The sequence below is a fragment of the Actinomycetota bacterium genome (genome assembly GCA_013152275.1).
GTDB lineage: Bacteria > Actinomycetota > Acidimicrobiia > Spongiisociales > UBA4744 > BMS3Bbin01.
Genome location: JAADGS010000011.1, coordinates 1 through 16,445, shown reverse-complemented (window position 1 = coordinate 16,445; position 16,445 = coordinate 1). Strand labels below are relative to the sequence as shown.

The following is a 16,445-nucleotide window of genomic DNA, read 5'->3' as shown; positions in this document are numbered from 1 at the left end:
GGTCGGTGACGTTGCCTGCGGGGACCGAGATGGTGATGCCTGGTGATAATACGGAGATGACGGTCGAGTTGATTACACCGATCGCGATGGATGAGGGTCAGAAGTTCGCGATTCGTGAGGGTGGCCGTACCGTCGGTGCCGGCACCGTCATCAACGTCATCAAATAGCCACAACCGGATACCAGACAAGAAACGAGCATGTATGTCAGACGGACAAAAGATTCGAATCCGGTTGAAGGCGTACGACCACGAGCTGGTCGATGAATCGGCGCGCAAGATTGCCGAGACCGTGACCCGGACCCAGGCGAAGGTGAAGGGGCCGATTCCGTTGCCGACGGAGATCCATCGGTACTGCGTGATCCGGTCGCCGTTCGTCCACAAGGATTCCCAGGAGCACTTCGAGATGCGGATCCACAAGCGCCTGCTCGACATCATCGAGCCGACACGCAAGACCGTGGACTCGCTGATGCGCCTCGACCTTCCGGCAGGTGTGGAAGTGGAGATCAAGCTGTGAAAGCCATCCTCGGAGAGAAACTGGGCATGACGCAGGTCTTCGACGACGATGCTCGGGCCATTCCGGTCACCGTCATCAAGGCCGGCCCATGCCGGGTGGTTCAGATCAAAAGACCGGAGACAGACGGCTATGCCGCCGTACAGATCGCCTACAAGGAAGTGAGCTCGGTCAATCGCCCGCTGGCCGGCCACTATGCCAAGGCGGGTGTGGCTCCGGGGCGGCACCTCGTCGAAGTGCGCGTGGACGATCCGGATGCCTACGAGCTGGGACAGGAGATCACGATCGCGGATGTCCTGGCCAAAGGTGCGAAAGCGGACGTCGCCGGGATCTCGAAGGGCAAGGGTTTCCAGGGAGTGATCAAGCGTCACAACTTCTCCGGCCAGGGTGCCAGCCATGGTGTGCACAGGGTGCACCGTGCGCCCGGTTCGATCGGCGCGTGCGCAACCCCGGCCAGGGTGTTCAAAGGCAGGAAGCTACCGGGTCGCATGGGTGGCGAGCGCGTCACACTGCTCAATCTCGATGTCGTCGATATCGACATTGCCAGGGGGCTCGTGCTCCTGGGCGGATCCGTTCCCGGACCAAAGGGCTCGGTTGTGCTGGTGCGAGAGGCGGTGAAGGCTCGTGGCTGATACACGCTCGGCAGCATTGTTCGCGAGTGACGGCTCCCGAAAGGGCGACCTCGCGCTCGACGCGGAAGTCTTCGGTATCGAACCGAACGGGCCGGTGATGCACCAAGTGGTCACGGCACAGCTCGCCGGGGCACGTTCCGGAACGGCTTCGACCAAGACTCGCGGTCAGGTTCGTGGCGGTGGCAGGAAGCCGTGGCGACAGAAGGGACTCGGACGGGCTCGACAGGGGTCGATCCGTGCTCCGCATTTCGTCGGTGGTGGTGTGGCGTTCGGTCCACATCCCCGCAGCTACGCACAGCGAACCCCCAAGAAGATGAAACGCCTCGCCTTGCGCAGCGCTCTCTCGGCCCGGGCGCGTGAGGGAGCGATCAAGATCGTGGAGACGCTCGACTGGACGGAGCCGAAGACAAAACAGGCCAAGGCGTTCCTCGAGGCAATCAGTGCCGAACGCAAGGTCTTGGTGGTGCTGGGTCGTAGTGACCGGATCCCCGAACGTTCCTTCAGGAACCTTCGCGGGGTCGCGATCGTCGAACCCGACCAGCTGACGACCTATGACGTGTTGTGGGCGGACACCTTGCTGTTCACTACGGACACGATCGGTTCGGTGGGACGGCACGGTGCCTACGACGTGACCCAAACGGATTTTGTACAGGATGAGGAGGTGAGCGATGAAGGATCCGCGTGACGTAATCCTGACTCCGGTTGTCTCCGAGAAGTCCTATGACCTCATCGAGCAGCACAACACATACACATTCGACGTCGTTCGGAGTGCGAATCGGACAGAGATTGCCAAGGCGATAGCCGAGATTTTCGATGTCACGGTGCTTCGAGTGAACACGCTCAACCGCCGCGGCAAGCAGAAGCGGACCGGTTGGGTCGTCGGCCGACGCCAAGACACCAAGCGAGCACTCGTAAAGCTTGCACCTGGTGCCACGATCGACATCTTTGGGGTGTAGCGATGGCAACGAAGAAACAGAAGCCAACCTCTCCCGGGCGGCGATTCCAGACGGTCTCGGATTTTGCCGAGATCACGAAGTCGAAGCCCGAGAAGGCACTTCTTTCCAAGAAGACCAAGACCGGCGGTCGCAACACGCACGGACGCATCACGTCGCGCCATCGCGGCGGCGGTCACAAGCGCCGGTACCGCATCATCGACTTCCGCCGAAACAAGGACGGCGTCCCGGCCAAGGTCGCAGCGATCGAGTATGACCCGAACCGCAACGCCCGCATCGCTCTGCTGCACTACAAGGACGGCGAGAAGCGATACATCCTTGCTCCCGTCGGTGTGAAGGTGGGTGAGATGCTCGAGTCCGGATCCGGCGCCGAGATCAATCCCGGCAACGCGCTGCCGCTGCGCAACATCCCCGCAGGTACGGTTGTCCACGCGATAGAGATGCGCCCCGGCGGAGGGGCTAAGATAGCTCGCTCGGCAGGCGCTTCGGTGCAGCTCATGAGCAAAGAGGGCGACCGTGCGCTGTTGCGGCTCCCCTCCGGCGAGATGCGGATGGTGTCGCTCGACTGTCGCGCCACGGTGGGACAGGTCGGCAATACCGAAGCAGAACTCGTCAAGGTCGGGAAGGCCGGACGCTCTCGATGGAAGGGCGTTCGACCCCAGAGCCGTGGCGTTGCGATGAACCCGGTCGACCATCCTCGGTGGAGGTGAGGGCCGGTCGTCCGGAGGCCGGCATCCGGTGAGCCCGTGGGGCAAGCCCGAAGGCAGGACGCGGAAGAAGAACAAGGCAAGCAATCGAGACATTGTGCGGCGACGATCGCGTAGAGGACGGAGGTAGACGATGGCGCGGAGCCTGAAGAAAGGTCCCTTCATCGATGAGCACCTCCTCAAAAAGGTGGAGGAGCTCAACCGAAAGGGCGAGAAGCGGGTCATCAAGACCTGGAGTAGACGCTCCACCGTCATTCCGGAGATGGTCGGCCACACCATTGCCGTCCACGACGGTCGCAAGCACGTTCCGGTGTATGTGACGGAGTCCATGGTCGGACACAAGTTGGGCGAGTTTGCCCCGACGAGGACGTTCCGCGGGCACGCGGGCTCCAGGGAAAAGGCAGCGAACAGACGATGAAGGTACGAGCGGAAGCCAAGTACATACGTCAGTCGCCGTACAAGGTGCGGCGGGTGCTCGACCTCGTCCGGGGGCTCCCGGTCGAAGAAGCGCGCCACGTGTTGGCATTCACCGAGCGCAGAGCCGCGGACACGGTGCGAAAGGTCCTCGACTCGGCAGTGGCCAACGCCGAGCACAACCATTCGCTCGATGCCGATGAGCTGGTGGTCGCGGAGGCGTATGCAAACGAGGGTCCCACATTGAAGCGGTGGCGCCCCCGTGCTCGCGGACGGGCTACCCGCATCCTCAAGCGCACCAGCCATATCACCATTGTCGTGACCGAAGAGAGCGAGGCGTAATGGGCCAGAAAACACATCCCTATGCGTTCCGCCTCGGTGTTGTGACCGACTGGAAGTCGCACTGGTACAGCGACAAGGACTACGTCGAGCTTGTCAACGAAGACTGGAAGATCCGCGAGTACGTGAACAGGGAACTGCCTCGTGGCGCGATCTCTCGCATCGAGATCGAGCGAACTCGTGACAAGGTCGTCATCGAAGTGCACACGGCGCGTCCGGGCGTGGTGATCGGGCGCCGCGGCACAGAGGCAGAGCGGATTCGGGCCGGGTTGGAGAAGCTGACGGGCCGCAGAGTCAAGTACAACGTGATCGAAGTACGCGATCCCGATCAGGATGCTCAACTGCTGGCACGCAGCGTTGCGGATCAGTTGGAGGGCCGAGTCTCCTTCCGAAGGGCCATGAAACGCACGGTCGCCGCCGCGATGAAAGCCGGCGTGCAGGGCGTCCGGGTCGAGTGCAGTGGGCGCCTCGGCGGCTCGGACATGGGCCGGCGGGAGTGGTATCGGGAAGGCAGAGTGCCGCTGCATACGCTTCGGGCCGACATCGATTACGGCACGGCGACGGCACGCACGACCGTAGGTGCCGTCGGCGTGAAGGTGTGGACGTACAAGGGTGATCTCGTCGCATCGCTGAAAGCGACGCGGGAGAAGCTCGCCGCCGAGATCGCGATGGCATCGGGCAAGCCCGGAAGAGTCACGCCTGCCAAGGCGCGAGCCGAAGAGGCCGTTGGAGGACGCAAGAAACGCCGGGTCATCGAGGCCGGCGGCGGCCGGAGGGTCGTCGATAGCGGTGGCGGCAAGCGCAAGGAAGGCAAGCGGGTCGTCGAGGCCGGCGGGCCGAAGAAGGTCTCCAGCGAGGAAGCCGAGAGCGCATATCGCGAGGACATCGAAGATACCGAAGGTCCGGTGATCGTCGAGACCGCACTCTCCGAGGAAAGCGCCGCTCTCGAGACGAAGAGCTTTGAAGGCGCCGTCGTCGAAGAGGCGACATCCGATGTAACCGAGACCGTCGAGGTCGAGAAACCGGTCGAAGGCGCCCCTGCGAAGGTCGAGGCCGAAGAAGCCCCCGAGCTCGAGCAGGCCGTGGTCGAGCCGGCCGTCGCCGAAAAGGCGCAGGCCGACGAGGAGGGCGAGTAGGCCATGCTGATGCCGAAGCGCACCAAGTACCGGAAGGTACATCGTGGCCGCAGGACGGGCACGGCAAAGGGCGGAACGAGTGTCTCGTTCGGTGACTACGGGCTCAAGGCCGTCGAGGTCGGTTGGATCACCGCGAGACAGATCGAGTCTGCCCGTGTGGCCATCACCAGGACGATTCGTCGCGGGGGGAAGGTATGGATCACCATCTTCCCCGACAAGCCTGTGACACAGAAGCCGGCCGAGACCCGGATGGGATCGGGGAAAGGCAACCCCGAGTTCTGGGTTGCCGTGGTGAAACCGGGTCGAATCATGTTCGAGCTCTCCGGTGTTTCGGAGGAACTGGCGCGTGAGGCGATGCGTCGAGCGGGACACAAGCTCCCCATCAAAACGAAGTTCGTGACTCGGGAGGACACGTGAAAGCTATCGACTTGCGTGAGCTCACCGCTCTCGAACTCGAAGATAAGCTCGCGGAGGCGAAGGCTGAGCTCTTCAATCTGCGTTTTCAACTGGCCACGAACCAGCTGGACGACGCGTCACAAATCCGCCAGATTCGCAAAGACATTGCTCGCATTCTGACCGTGATGCGGGAGCAGGAGATTCAGGCCTGGCGAGAGCAGGCCGCAGCCGAGGAAGGTGTGTGATGGAGGATCGAGCACGACGCAAAGCGCGCGTCGGCGTGGTCATCTCAGATAAGAGAGACGAGACGGTGACCGTTGAGGTCCAGCAGCAGGTCCGTCATCCACGCTACGACAAGATCGTTCGCCGGCGCAAGAAGTACCACGTCCACAACGCGGCCAACGATGCGCGCACAGGCGACACGGTACGAATCATGGAGACCAGACCGCTCTCGAAGACGAAGCGGTGGAGGGTTGTCGAGATCGTGGAGCGGGCGCGATGATTCAGCAGGAGTCGAGGCTCAGGGTTGCGGACAACAGCGGTGCGAAGGAGCTGCTGTGTATCCGCGTGATGGGCGGGTCGAAACGGCGCTACGCCGGCCTCGGCGACACGATTGTCGGGACCGTCAAGGATGCCATTCCCGGAGGAGCGGTGAAACGGGGCGAGGTCGTGAAGGCCGTCGTCGTGAGGACCGCGAAGGGTTACCGGCGCAAGGACGGAACGTACATCCGTTTCGACGACAACGCCTGTGTGATCATCGACAACAACAGCCAGCCGCGTGGAACCCGGATCTTCGGCCCTGTGGCCCGTGAGCTCCGCGAGAAGAAGTACATGCGCATCATCTCCCTGGCGCCGGAGGTGCTGTGATGCGACTTCGACAAGGTGACAAGGTGCAGGTCATCACCGGCAAGGACGCCGGTGTGGAAGGTCGCGTTGCTCGAGTCATCAACAAGAAGGACAAGGTGATTGTCGAGGGTGTGAACACCGCTCGCAAACACCAACGCCCGCAAGGACAAACCATGCAGGGTGGCATTATCGACAAGGACATGCCCATCGACTCCTCCAACGTGATGATCCTCTGTGACGACTGTGGTCCCACGCGCATCGGATACAAGGTGGACGAGGACGGGATCAAGTACCGCGTCTGCGTCAAATGCGGAGGTGAGCTGTGACCCCACGGTTGAAGCAGAAGTACATGCAAGAGGTTGTCTCCGCGCTCGGGAAACAGCTGGGCAGCGGCAACACGATGCGCGTGCCGAGGTTCGAGAAGATCGTCGTCAACATGGGCGTCGGTGAAGGTGCAACCGACTCCAAGCAGGTCGATGCGGCCATGGAAGAGCTCGCGGTCATCACGGGGCAGAAGCCGCGGCTCAACCGGGCGAAGAAGTCGATCGCCGGCTTCAAGATCCGGCAAGGGATGCCCGTGGGCGCATCCGTGACACTGCGTGGCGACTACATGTGGGAGTTCCTGGACCGCCTCATCGCGATCGCGATTCCGAGGATCAGAGATTTCCGGGGACTGAACCCGAAGTCGTTCGACGGGCGTGGCGATTACTCGTTCGGCGTGACCGAGCAGCTGATCTTTCCTGAGGTCGACTACGACAAGGTGACGTCGATCCGCGGTATGGACATCACGATCTGCACGAGCGCCGAGACAGACGAAGGTGCGCGGGCTCTCCTGGATGCGTTCGGGTTCCCGTTCCGTAGGCAGGACGCAAAGGTTTGAAACGAGGGAGCGAATGGCGAAGAAGAGTCTGATCGCAAAGGCGAAGAGAAAGCCGAAGTTCAAGGTGCGGGAGTACCACCGATGTCAACGGTGCGGTCGGCCGCGAGCGTACATGCGCGACTTCGGCATGTGTCGCATTTGTGTGCGCCAACTCGCATCCAGAGGTGAGCTCCCCGGCGTGAGAAAGGCTTCGTGGTAATCATGATGACCGATCCCATTGCCGACATGCTGACACGGATCCGCAACGCCAACCAGGCGGGAAAGGCCGTCGTCGCCATGCCGTCATCAAAGCTGAAGCAACAGGTTGCGAGCATCCTTGCAGCCGAAGGGTTCATCGAGGGGTTCGAAAGCCGTGAGGCGGGCGTTCGGCGGGAACTCGTTCTGCAAATGAAATACGGAACGGGTCGCTCTCGCGTGATCCAGGGGATTCGACGGGTGTCGAAGCCGGGAAGGCGGATCTACAGCGGTGCAAGTGACCTACCGCGTTCCCACGGAGGACTTGGTGTCATGGTCATTTCGACGTCGCAGGGCCTGCTGCCCGACAGGGAGGCGCGTCGGCGCCGTCTCGGCGGCGAGATCATGTGTGAGGTGTGGTGAGATGAGTCGCGTCGGTAAGGCACCCATCCCGATCCCGCAGGGCGTCGACGTCATCGTCGACGGTCGGCGTGTCTCGGTAAAGGGTCCGAAAGGTACGCTCGAGCGCACGTTTCATGAAAAGGTTCGTATCACCGTCGAAGATGATGTGGCCAAAGTGGAACGCTTGGACGACCAGCGGGAGTCCCGTGCGTTGCACGGCCTGTCACGTGCGCTGCTCGCCAACATGGTGATCGGCGTCACACAGGGCTTCCGTAAGGAGCTCTCCATCGTCGGCGTCGGCTACCGCGCGAATCTTCAGGGGGCCGTCATCGAGTTGCAGGTCGGCTTCAGCCACCCTGTGCGTATCGAGGCCCCGGCCGGAGTGAGCTTTGAGATCCCGAACCCGACCCACGTGGTCGTGTCGGGCATCGACAAGGAACTCGTCGGCCAGGTGGCCGCGAATATCCGCAAGGTCCGGCCTCCGGAGCCGTACAAGGGGAAAGGCATCAGGTACGTCGACGAGTACGTGCGCAGGAAGGCCGGGAAGGCAGGAGTTGCCCGATGAGAGGTTCACGAGAAGAGGCGCGTCGCCGCCGACATCGGCGGGTTCGCAAGACATTGCGTGGGACGAGTGAACGTCCCAGGGTGGCCGTCTTTCGCAGCAACCGGTACATCTACGCACAGGTGATCGACGATGATGCAGGACGGACTCTTGCGGCAGCGTCTTCGCAGGAGAAGGCGCTTCGAGGCAAGACGCTGAACAGAGATACGGCTGGAGAGGTGGGAGCGTTGCTCGCACAGCGTGCCGCGAAAGCCGACATCACCGAGGTCGTCTTCGACCGCGGCGGATTCCCATTCCACGGGCGGGTGAAGGCATTGGCGGACGCGAAGCCGGGCTGAAGTTCTAGGAGCAGGTAATGGCTGAAACGCAGCAACAACTCGACGAGCGTGTCGTACAGATCAACCGGGTAGCCAAGGTCGTCAAAGGTGGCCGGAGGTTCTCGTTCACGGCACTTGTGGTCGTCGGGGATGGCCGCGGCAAGGTGGGCATCGGCTACGGCAAGGCCAAGGAAGTGCCGGCGGCGATCCAGAAGGGCATGGAAGAAGCTCGCAAGAGCATGGTTGCCATCCCGATGGCCGGTTCGACTCTGATCCACAAGGTCATCGGAGTGCAGGGCGCGTCTCGAGTTCTGCTGAAACCGGCCTCTCCCGGTACCGGTGTGATCGCCGGGGGAGCGGTCAGGCAGGTGCTCGAAGCGGCAGGGGTTCAGGATGCTCTGGCCAAGTCGCTCGGCTCGCCGACCCATCTCAACGTCGCCAAGGCGACGATGAACGGCCTGCTCTCTCAGATGCGCCCCGAGGCCGTTGCCGCCGCGCGAGGCAAGCGTCCGGAAGATATAGCACCGCCCGGGCTTCTCGCCGCCTACCGCTCGGCCGAACTGCGAAGGGCCGGAGGCTCGGACTGATGGCGAAGCAGACGCTCACCGTGACGCTCGTCAAGAGCACGATCGGACAGAAACCGAAGAATCGCGCGACGGTTCGGAGTCTCGGACTGCGGCGCATGCACCAGACGGTCCGGCACGAGGACACTCCTGCAGTTCGCGGGATGTTGCACAAGGTGCGACATCTCGTGAAGGTTGAAGAGGACAAGTAATCGGTTATCGGTCGATGCGACGAGGGACCGAGAACTGCGAACCGAGGACAGAGAACTGATATGGCTGACGAAGAGAAGATCACGAAGCTTCAACTCCATCACCTGCGCCCTGCGCCCGGCTCGAAACGGCCCAAACGTCGGGTGGGTCGGGGCGAGGGCGGTCGGCGCGGAAAGACCGCGGGCAGGGGAACCAAGGGGCTGAAGGCGAGGAACAAACTTCGGATCGGCTTCGAGGGTGGGCAGATGCCCCTCACGCGGCGGCTTCCCAAGATGCGCGGTTTCACGAACCCGAACAAGGAGTACTTCGCGGTTATCAATGTCGAGGCACTGGAAGTGTTCTCCAAGGGTACGACCGTGACCCCGGAGGAACTGAAATCGCGGGGCATGGTCAAGAAGCGCGGGCGTGTCAAGGTGCTCGGCGAAGGCGAGATCACGAGAGCGCTCACCGTCCAGGCACACGCCTTCAGCAAGTCGGCGGTCGCGAAGATCGAGGCCGCTGGAGGCACGGTCGAAGTCATCGAGCGCTAGCGGAGTCTCTGAGATGCTTTCTATCTACCGGAACATGTTCAAGATCGCCGATCTTCGTGGAAAGATCTTGTTCACGCTGTTCATCTTCGCCGTATACCGCCTCGGGGGGGCCATTCCCGTTCCCGGGGTGAGCCTCAGCGCGGTGCAGAAGCTGGCCGCGAATCAGCAGCAGGCCGGTATTCTCGGCCTGCTGAACCTGTTCTCCGGCGGAGCGTTACAGCGCTTCTCGGTGTTCAGCCTCGGCATCATGCCGTACATCACCGCGGCGATCATCATGCAGTTGCTCGCCGTCGTGATCCCGAAGCTGCAGGCACTGCAGGACGAAGGTGAGACGGGTCAGAAGGTGATCACCCAGTGGACCCGGTATATAACGGTCGTGCTGGCGCTGCTGCAGTCGACCGGTCTCACGTTCCTGTTCAGCGCCGGAACGCTCACCCAGGGCATCCCTTTGATTCCCATCTACACGCCGGCACGCGTAGCCCTCATCGTGTTGACGATGACCGCCGGCACGGCATTCATCATGTGGCTCGGTGAACTGATCACCGAACGGGGAGTCGGTAACGGCATGTCCCTGATCATCTTCATCGCGATCGCCTCTCGGCTGCCGGCCAGCTTCTCGCAGATCTGGGCCAACACCCTGGGAAACGGTCGATCCGGTGGTGCATCGATCTTTGCGGTCTTCATGCTGGTGTTCCTGGTGCTGATCGTCGGGATCATCTACGTCGAGCAGGGCCAGCGCCGGATTCCCATCCAGTTCGCCAAGCGCGTGCGCGGCCGGCGAGTGCTGGGTGGACAGAGCACCTATATTCCGCTCAAGGTCAATACGGCCGGAGTTATCCCGGTCATCTTTGCCACCTCGGTCATGTACTTCCCCGTCCTCATCGCGACGGCGATACCAACGGACAAAGGAGCATTCCTCGCCTCGCTTCGAAACTGGATCAGCATCAACATCGGCAACAGTGCCGGGACGAGTACGTTCTATATCTTCTTGTTGTTCGTCCTGATCATCTTCTTCACGTACTTCTATACGGCCATTCAGTTCGACCCCGTCCGTCAGGCCGAGCTCATCCAGCGTCAAGGTGGGTTCATCCCCGGTGTGCGTCCCGGCAGCCAGACCGCACGGCACCTCGGACACATCCTCAACCGGATCACGCTGCCGGGATCGCTGTTCCTTGCCATCGTCTCCGTCCTGCCTGCGATCGCGAGTGCGATCTTCAATGTGCCGGTCGGATTCAGTGGCGTATCCATCCTCATCGTGGTCGGAGTGGCCCTGGAGACGATGAAGCAGATCGAAAGCCAGCTGACGATGAGGAACTACGAAGGGTTCCTGACGTGAGCGAGTGTGCGCTCGCCGAGCGTGCGTGGTGATCGGATGGGTCGCAGATACCTGTTTCTCGGACCGCCCGGAGCAGGCAAGGGAACCCAAGCCGTAATGATCGCTTCGGATCTGGGCATCGGCCATATCTCCACGGGCAACATGCTGCGCGACCACGTCGCTCGCGGCACCGAACTCGGTCGGAAGGCGAAAACCATGATGGAGGCCGGGAACCTGGTCCCCGACGACCTGGTCGTCGCCATGCTGGCCGACCGGCTCGAACGTGAAGACATGGCTAAAGGCTTCATCCTCGACGGTTTCCCACGCACCAGGTGCCAGGCGCTGGCTCTCGATGAACTGCTTGGTGAGGACGGTCTCGACCGGGTCGTGTCACTTGTGGTACCCGAGGAAGAGATCGTTCGCCGCATCACCGGCAGGCGGAGCTGCGCGGAAGGGCATGTGTACCACGTTACCGACCGGCCTCCGAAGGTCGAAGGAGTCTGCGATGTGGATGGGCTGCCGCTGTTTCAGCGCAGTGACGACACGGAGGAGGTCGTCAGGAATCGGCTTGCCATCTACCGGATGAACACGGCGCCGCTGATCGACTACTACGCCGACATTCTGGTGGAGGTCGACGGTGTCGGATCCGTCGACGACATCCGGTCCCGAATCATCGAAGTCTTATGATCACCATCAAGAACGCGAAGGAATTCGACAAGATGAGCGTTGCGGGGGCGGCGGTCGCCGCGGTCCTCTCCGCCGTGCGGGTCCTCATCGCACCCGGTGTCACGTTGAAGGAGCTCGACGAAGTCGCAGCCGAGATCATCAGGGCTCGGGACTGCACACCATCGTTTCTCGGTTACCACGGATACCCTGCGCACATTTGCACATCTCCCAACGACGTGATCGTGCACGGCATCCCCTCTTCATACCGGCTCGTCGAAGGTGACATCCTGTCGATCGACGCCGGGGCCATCTACCAGGGATACCACGGCGACGCTGCCGCCACGTTCGCCGTCGGTGAAGTGGCAAAGCCCGTGCAGCGGCTCATCGACACGACGGAGGCCGCGCTGTGGGCGGGTATCGATCAAGTCAGAGAAGGTGCCCGGATCGGTGACATCGGATATGCGGTGGAGCGTGAGGCGAAGCGTCAAGGACTTGGCGTGGTACGGGAGTATCTGGGTCATGGAATCGGTCGCCAGATGCATGAGGATCCGCAAATCCCCAACTATGGCGCTCGGGGAACGGGTCTCAAACTACGCCGTGGCATGTCGATCTGCATCGAGCCGATGTTCAACATGGGCGGTGAGGCCACGAAGGTCGAGTCCGACGGTTGGACGGTGAAGACGGCGGACGGTAGTCTATCGGCACACTTCGAGCACACCATCGCTCTCACGGATGGCGGAGTCCGGGTGCTGACGCAAGAGCCGGATTTGGTTGAGGGCGCCCATGGCGGCTAGCCTCCTCCTTCGGTCTCTTGGGACTATTCTCTAGGTTTTCTGTGGTAAAGCAAGACGATGTAATCAGAGTGCAGGGGACCGTCCTCGAGACACTCCCGAACGCCATGTTCCGGGTGGAGATCGAAGGCGGCCTTGAAGTACTTGCCCATGTTTCAGGCAAGATGAGGATGCGGTATATCCGTATCCTGCCTGGTGACAGGGTTGACCTCGAGTTGTCGGCGTATGATCCGACGCGGGGCCGGATCGTGTGGAGATACAGATGAAGGTGAGACCTTCGGTGAAGAAGATGTGTGAGAAATGTCGGATCATCCGGCGGCATGGTCGTGTGTGGGTGATCTGCGACAACCCGCGGCACAAGCAACGGCAGGGGTGAGGAATGGCGCGAATTGCGGGAGTTGACCTTCCGAGAGACAAGCGAGTCGAGATCGGTCTGACGTACATCTTTGGTGTGGGTCGCACACGGGCGCAGCAGATCTGTTTCGGTCTCGATATCGATCCCGGCACGAAAGTTCGTGATCTGACCGACGATGAAGTGATCCGCATTCGACGTTTCATCGATCAGGGCTATCGGGTGGAAGGTGACTTGCGCCGAGAGGTCGCCCAGAACATCAAGAGAAAGATCGAGATCGGGACATATCAGGGCATTCGCCACCGCCGGGGTCTCCCGGTGCGCGGCCAGCGGACGCACACGAATGCCCGAACTCGTAAGGGACGGCGTTCGGCGATCGCCGGCAAGAAGAAGGTCAAGAAGTAGGTCTCAGTGGCGAAGCAGCAAACAAAGCGGGTACGTCGTCGCGAGCGGAAGAACATCGCTCACGGACAGGCCCACATCACGGCGAGTTTCAACAACACGATCATCAACATCACCGACCTCGACGGCAACACGATCGTGTGGACGTCCGGGGGAACGGTGGGATTCAAAGGTTCGCGCAAATCGACTCCGTACGCGGCGCAGGTCGCGGCGGAAGAGGCGGCCCGGCAGGCCGGAGAGCACGGAGTACGCAAACTCGACGTGATCGTCTCGGGGAGCGGCGGAGGTCGGGACACGGCGGTCCGCACGCTGCAGAACATGGGCATGGAGGTCACCTTCATCAAAGATGTCACTCCGTTCCCGCACAACGGATGTCGGCCGAAGAAGCGGAGGGGCTGATGGCTCGCTACACAGGGCCTACCCACAAGCTGTGCCGTCGGGCGCGACAGCCACTTTGCCAGTCGAAGAAGTGCGCGGTCGATCGGCGACCGTATCCTCCCGGCGAGCACGGCCGCGGCCGCATTCGAGAGACGGACTATCAGATTCAGCTTCGTGAGAAGCAGAAACTGCGTGCCATGTACGGGGTGTTGGAGCGCCAGTTCCGACGCTACTACCGGGAAGCTGCCCGGCAGAGGGGTATCACCGGGGAAAGCCTGTTGCGCATCCTCGAGACCCGTCTCGACAACGTCGTGTACCGGGCGGGCTTCGCACAAACCCGACCTCAGGCACGCCAACTGGTCAATCATGGGCACTTCGAGGTGAACGGCAAGAAGGTCGACATTCCTTCCTATCAGGTCCGAGCAGGCGACGTGATCACGCTTCGTGAGCGGAGCCGCAACCTGATCATCGTCGAGCACTCTCTCGAGACGGTGACACACTCACTGCCCGAGTGGCTCGAGATCAATGCGGACGAGCGCACGATCGTCGTGCAGGACGTCCCGAACCGTGCCCAGATCGACACGCAGATTCGTGAACAGCTCGTCGTCGAGCTCTATTCGAGGTAGGAGACCACCGTGCTGATCGTTCAACGTCCACATATTGAAGAACAGCCCGTCTCCGAGGCGCGTTCGAAGTTCATCGTCGAACCGCTCGAGCCAGGGTTCGGGTATACGCTGGGCAACACGCTGCGACGGACCCTGCTCGCCAGGATTCCCGGTGCTGCCATCACGACCGTGCAGATCGAAGGCATCCAGCACGAGTTCTCGACGATCGACGGTGTCGTGGAAGACGTCGTCGATATCATCCTGAACCTCAAGCAGGTCGTACTCCGCATCGAGGCTTCCGACCCGGCGCAGATCATGTATCTGTCGGCGAAGGGGGCCGGCGAGGTCACGGCCGCCGACATCAAGACGCCCGCCAGCGTCGAAGTCGTGAACCCGGACCTGCACATCGCCACGCTGTCATCTTCCGGACGACTCGAAATCGAACTCACTGCCGAGCGCGGAGTCGGGTATCGTTCCGCAGATAAGAACAAGGCGGCCGAAGTCATCGGGATCATCCCGATCGATTCGATCTTCTCGCCGGTTCGCAAAGTGACTTACCAGGTCGAGCCGACCCAGGTTGGTCAGATGACGAACTTCGACCGGCTCGTCCTCGATATCGAGACCGACGGGTCGCTCGAGCCCTCCGAAGCCGTGTCATCCGCAGGGAAGACGCTTCGCGAGCTGCTCGGCCTGTTTGCCGAGATCGGTGAAGGTGTCGGACTCGAACTCGGTGACGTCGCCATCGCAGAACCGATGTCGCCCGACCTGGAACTCCCCATCGAGGCGCTCGACCTTTCGGAGCGTCCCCGCAACTGCTTGCGGCGTGCCCAGATCGAGAGCGTCGGCGAACTCGTCGCAAAGACGGCGGATGATCTGCTGAGCATCACGAACTTCGGTCACAAGAGCCTCGAAGAAGTCGTCGCCAAACTGGACGAACTCGGTTTGAGCCTCGCCGGTGGCGGGGAAACGGCGGGTGCGTGATGCCTCGGCCTCGAAAAGGTCCGCGTCTGGGCGGGAGCCCGTCGGCCGAGAAGGCGATGCTGGGCAACCTGGCACAGTCGTTGTTCTGGGAGGAGAAGCTCACCACGACCGTCACTCGCGCCAAAGCCGTACGGCCGCTCGCGGAGCGACTCATCACGAAGGCTCGGCGCGGCGATCTGCATGCACGTCGTCAGGTACTCAAAGTGATCGGTGACACGGAAGTCGTCACGAAACTCTTCGACGAGATTGCTCCAAGGTATGCCGACCGCCCGGGCGGCTACACGAGGATCGTCAAGATCGGTTCCCGTCGCGGCGACAACGCCGAGATGGCGATCATCGAACTCGTGTAAGGATCCGCCCGGCGCCGTGTAGGGGCCGCCTCCCCGGGTGACCGCGTTCCTCCTACCCGAACGCCCGATCGAAGTTCCCTCGATCCGATACTCCGAGATGGCGTTTCCGCCACCGGGGACATGCGGATGCGACGAGAGTCAGTCGCCTTCCGAACGGAACGGTGGGCCATCGAGGAGAGGGAGCATGATCTTCTCGAACGGGATGTCGAGTGCCGTTGCCACCGTCGACGTGTACTTGAGCAACGCCACCGTCGTCACCATCTCGACGATCTGGGCTTCGGTCCATCCCAGTTGTCCGAGACGATCGGTCATCTCGTCGGTCACCGCGACAGGCCGTGCGGCCACGACTCTGGCGAACTCGAGGACCGCATTCTCCGGTTCGCCCAACCGTGACGACGGCTTCCCTTCGACGATCTCGACACACTCTTCGACGCTCCAACCGTGACGAAACAACGCCAACATGTGCGCAGCCGTGCAGTAGTCGCATTCACCCGCGGTCGCCGTGACCACGAAGATCGCCCGCCTCAGCTCCCCGGGGATGGTCCCCTCTTGCATCGTCGCTGTGCTCAGGTCCCACAGCGCATTGGTGACCTCGGGCTGCGGCGCCATGGCCTGTTGGAGCGTCGGCACCATGCCGTAGTAGCCGGCGACACGATCGAACACCTCCTTGGTCCGTCCGGTGGCGGTAGCGGGATCCTGTAGTGGAACTCTGGTCATTGTCGTTCGCTCCTGATGCTGCTTGGTCTTGATCGGAAGATGCTGCGCTACGCCCCACTCCTCCCGCGACCCGTCGTATGGGCGGTGTCGCACTCGAGAAAAGGTAGCACGAACAGGCCCGAGGCGCCCGCGCTGTTGCCGCAATGGGTGATGACACGGTTGACGGCGCCGATCACCGGCGGTCAGGGTTCGGCCGGTTCCTTGCTGGTGGCAGCTTGTCGGTGATCGGGTCGAGATTCTCCAGAGCCGGGGTCGCTGATCCCGGCTCGCACATGTCCCAGGCCGCGTCCAGATGGCGATCATCGAACTCGTCTGAA

General features: G+C 62.0%; 31 protein-coding genes and 2 pseudogenes. 32 read left to right on the top strand and 1 reads right to left on the bottom strand.

The features are described from left to right. From GXP34_00710 to rplQ, 32 genes and pseudogenes are all read left to right on the top strand, one after another. Nucleotides 1–167, top strand: a 167-nt coding sequence (locus tag GXP34_00710) for an elongation factor Tu (protein NOY54492.1), incomplete at its 5' end; no start/stop codon positions are given. 34 nt (nt 168–201) lie between these two features. Continuing rightward, nucleotides 202–513, top strand: coding sequence for a 30S ribosomal protein S10 (gene rpsJ / locus GXP34_00705; GenBank protein ID NOY54491.1), 312 nt, complete (start codon nt 202–204; stop codon nt 511–513). 26 nt (nt 514–539) lie between these two features. Beyond that, nucleotides 540–1,142: a 50S ribosomal protein L3 gene (gene rplC, locus GXP34_00700; protein NOY54490.1), complete on the top strand. Its 603-nt coding sequence runs from the start codon at nt 540–542 to the stop codon at nt 1,140–1,142. 16 nt (nt 1,143–1,158) lie between these two features. Then, a complete protein-coding gene (gene rplD, locus GXP34_00695) occupies nt 1,159–1,827 on the top strand; it encodes a 50S ribosomal protein L4 (GenBank protein ID NOY54489.1) in 669 nt (222 codons plus the stop codon). Beyond that, nucleotides 1,811–2,098, top strand: a complete 288-nt coding sequence (gene rplW, locus GXP34_00690; GenBank protein ID NOY54488.1) for a 50S ribosomal protein L23 — start codon at nt 1,811–1,813, stop codon at nt 2,096–2,098. The genes rplD and rplW overlap by 17 nt, the downstream gene beginning before the upstream one ends. Before the next feature lie 2 nt (nt 2,099–2,100). Then, nucleotides 2,101–2,932: pseudogene (gene rplB, locus GXP34_00685) on the top strand (50S ribosomal protein L2). Between the two features lie 3 nt (nt 2,933–2,935). Continuing rightward, complete coding sequence (rpsS, locus tag GXP34_00680; protein NOY54487.1) at nt 2,936–3,220, top strand: 30S ribosomal protein S19; 285 nt, start codon at nt 2,936–2,938, stop codon at nt 3,218–3,220. Beyond that, nucleotides 3,217–3,558: a 50S ribosomal protein L22 gene (gene rplV, locus GXP34_00675; GenBank protein ID NOY54486.1), complete on the top strand. Its 342-nt coding sequence runs from the start codon at nt 3,217–3,219 to the stop codon at nt 3,556–3,558. Before rpsS ends, rplV begins: the two co-directional genes overlap by 4 nt. Then, nucleotides 3,558–4,214 (top strand): annotated as a pseudogene (gene rpsC / locus GXP34_00670) (30S ribosomal protein S3). The gene rplV and the pseudogene rpsC overlap by 1 nt, the downstream one beginning before the upstream one ends. A gap of 480 nt (nt 4,215–4,694) precedes the next feature. Next, entirely contained in the window at nt 4,695–5,108 is a 414-nt protein-coding gene (rplP, locus tag GXP34_00665; GenBank protein ID NOY54485.1) for a 50S ribosomal protein L16, read from the top strand. Beyond that, nucleotides 5,105–5,332: a 50S ribosomal protein L29 gene (gene rpmC / locus GXP34_00660; GenBank protein ID NOY54484.1), complete on the top strand. Its 228-nt coding sequence runs from the start codon at nt 5,105–5,107 to the stop codon at nt 5,330–5,332. Before rplP ends, rpmC begins: the two co-directional genes overlap by 4 nt. Continuing rightward, a complete protein-coding gene (rpsQ, locus tag GXP34_00655) occupies nt 5,332–5,589 on the top strand; it encodes a 30S ribosomal protein S17 (protein ID NOY54483.1) in 258 nt (85 codons plus the stop codon). Before rpmC ends, rpsQ begins: the two co-directional genes overlap by 1 nt. Continuing rightward, a complete protein-coding gene (gene rplN / locus GXP34_00650) occupies nt 5,586–5,954 on the top strand; it encodes a 50S ribosomal protein L14 (GenBank protein ID NOY54482.1) in 369 nt (122 codons plus the stop codon). The genes rpsQ and rplN overlap by 4 nt, the downstream gene beginning before the upstream one ends. Further along, the gene (locus tag GXP34_00645) at nt 5,954–6,259 is read left to right on the top strand and encodes a 50S ribosomal protein L24 (protein NOY54481.1); all 306 of its coding nucleotides are present in this window, start codon (nt 5,954–5,956) and stop codon (nt 6,257–6,259) included. Before rplN ends, GXP34_00645 begins: the two co-directional genes overlap by 1 nt. A 23-nt stretch (nt 6,260–6,282) precedes the next feature. Then, nucleotides 6,283–6,813, top strand: coding sequence for a 50S ribosomal protein L5 (gene rplE, locus GXP34_00640; protein NOY54480.1), 531 nt, complete (start codon nt 6,283–6,285; stop codon nt 6,811–6,813). A gap of 13 nt (nt 6,814–6,826) precedes the next feature. Then, nucleotides 6,827–7,012, top strand: a complete 186-nt coding sequence (locus GXP34_00635; GenBank protein NOY54479.1) for a type Z 30S ribosomal protein S14 — start codon at nt 6,827–6,829, stop codon at nt 7,010–7,012. Next, complete coding sequence (gene rpsH / locus GXP34_00630; protein NOY54478.1) at nt 7,012–7,410, top strand: 30S ribosomal protein S8; 399 nt, start codon at nt 7,012–7,014, stop codon at nt 7,408–7,410. Before GXP34_00635 ends, rpsH begins: the two co-directional genes overlap by 1 nt. 1 nt (nt 7,411) lies before the next feature. Beyond that, entirely contained in the window at nt 7,412–7,954 is a 543-nt protein-coding gene (gene rplF, locus GXP34_00625) for a 50S ribosomal protein L6 (protein NOY54477.1), read from the top strand. After that, on the top strand, nt 7,951–8,289 hold the full coding sequence (locus GXP34_00620) for a 50S ribosomal protein L18 (protein ID NOY54476.1): 339 nt from the start codon (nt 7,951–7,953) through the stop codon (nt 8,287–8,289). The genes rplF and GXP34_00620 overlap by 4 nt, the downstream gene beginning before the upstream one ends. 17 nt (nt 8,290–8,306) lie before the next feature. After that, the gene (rpsE, locus tag GXP34_00615; protein NOY54475.1) at nt 8,307–8,855 is read left to right on the top strand and encodes a 30S ribosomal protein S5; all 549 of its coding nucleotides are present in this window, start codon (nt 8,307–8,309) and stop codon (nt 8,853–8,855) included. After that, nucleotides 8,855–9,043 carry a 50S ribosomal protein L30 gene (gene rpmD / locus GXP34_00610; protein ID NOY54474.1) on the top strand — a complete coding sequence of 63 codons (189 nt, stop codon included), beginning with the start codon at nt 8,855–8,857 and terminating at the stop codon, nt 9,041–9,043. The genes rpsE and rpmD overlap by 1 nt, the downstream gene beginning before the upstream one ends. Before the next feature lie 60 nt (nt 9,044–9,103). Then, the gene (gene rplO, locus GXP34_00605; protein NOY54473.1) at nt 9,104–9,571 is read left to right on the top strand and encodes a 50S ribosomal protein L15; all 468 of its coding nucleotides are present in this window, start codon (nt 9,104–9,106) and stop codon (nt 9,569–9,571) included. Nucleotides 9,572–9,584: 13 nt separating this feature from the next. Next, nucleotides 9,585–10,907, top strand: a complete 1,323-nt coding sequence (gene secY, locus GXP34_00600) for a preprotein translocase subunit SecY (protein NOY54472.1) — start codon at nt 9,585–9,587, stop codon at nt 10,905–10,907. A 36-nt stretch (nt 10,908–10,943) separates the two neighbouring features. Next, nucleotides 10,944–11,573 (top strand): adenylate kinase, encoded by a 630-nt coding sequence (locus GXP34_00595; protein ID NOY54471.1) that lies wholly within the window; start codon nt 10,944–10,946, stop codon nt 11,571–11,573. Further along, nucleotides 11,570–12,346 carry a type I methionyl aminopeptidase gene (gene map, locus GXP34_00590; GenBank protein NOY54470.1) on the top strand — a complete coding sequence of 259 codons (777 nt, stop codon included), beginning with the start codon at nt 11,570–11,572 and terminating at the stop codon, nt 12,344–12,346. Before GXP34_00595 ends, map begins: the two co-directional genes overlap by 4 nt. Before the next feature lie 41 nt (nt 12,347–12,387). After that, nucleotides 12,388–12,609, top strand: coding sequence for a translation initiation factor IF-1 (gene infA, locus GXP34_00585; protein ID NOY54469.1), 222 nt, complete (start codon nt 12,388–12,390; stop codon nt 12,607–12,609). Then, a complete protein-coding gene (rpmJ, locus tag GXP34_00580; GenBank protein NOY54468.1) occupies nt 12,606–12,719 on the top strand; it encodes a 50S ribosomal protein L36 in 114 nt (37 codons plus the stop codon). Before infA ends, rpmJ begins: the two co-directional genes overlap by 4 nt. Nucleotides 12,720–12,722: 3 nt before the next feature. Beyond that, entirely contained in the window at nt 12,723–13,100 is a 378-nt protein-coding gene (rpsM, locus tag GXP34_00575; GenBank protein NOY54467.1) for a 30S ribosomal protein S13, read from the top strand. Between the two features lie 6 nt (nt 13,101–13,106). Then, on the top strand, nt 13,107–13,496 hold the full coding sequence (rpsK, locus tag GXP34_00570; protein ID NOY54466.1) for a 30S ribosomal protein S11: 390 nt from the start codon (nt 13,107–13,109) through the stop codon (nt 13,494–13,496). Continuing rightward, a complete protein-coding gene (gene rpsD, locus GXP34_00565) occupies nt 13,496–14,101 on the top strand; it encodes a 30S ribosomal protein S4 (protein ID NOY54465.1) in 606 nt (201 codons plus the stop codon). The genes rpsK and rpsD overlap by 1 nt, the downstream gene beginning before the upstream one ends. Nucleotides 14,102–14,110: 9 nt before the next feature. After that, a complete protein-coding gene (locus GXP34_00560) occupies nt 14,111–15,061 on the top strand; it encodes a DNA-directed RNA polymerase subunit alpha (protein ID NOY54464.1) in 951 nt (316 codons plus the stop codon). Then, nucleotides 15,061–15,411: a 50S ribosomal protein L17 gene (gene rplQ / locus GXP34_00555; protein NOY54463.1), complete on the top strand. Its 351-nt coding sequence runs from the start codon at nt 15,061–15,063 to the stop codon at nt 15,409–15,411. Before GXP34_00560 ends, rplQ begins: the two co-directional genes overlap by 1 nt. Nucleotides 15,412–15,549: 138 nt before the next feature. Here rplQ and GXP34_00550 read toward each other — a convergent pair whose 3' ends face one another. After that, complete coding sequence (locus tag GXP34_00550) at nt 15,550–16,128, bottom strand: hypothetical protein (GenBank protein ID NOY54462.1); 579 nt, start codon at nt 16,126–16,128, stop codon at nt 15,550–15,552. Nucleotides 16,129–16,445 lie beyond the last annotated feature (317 nt).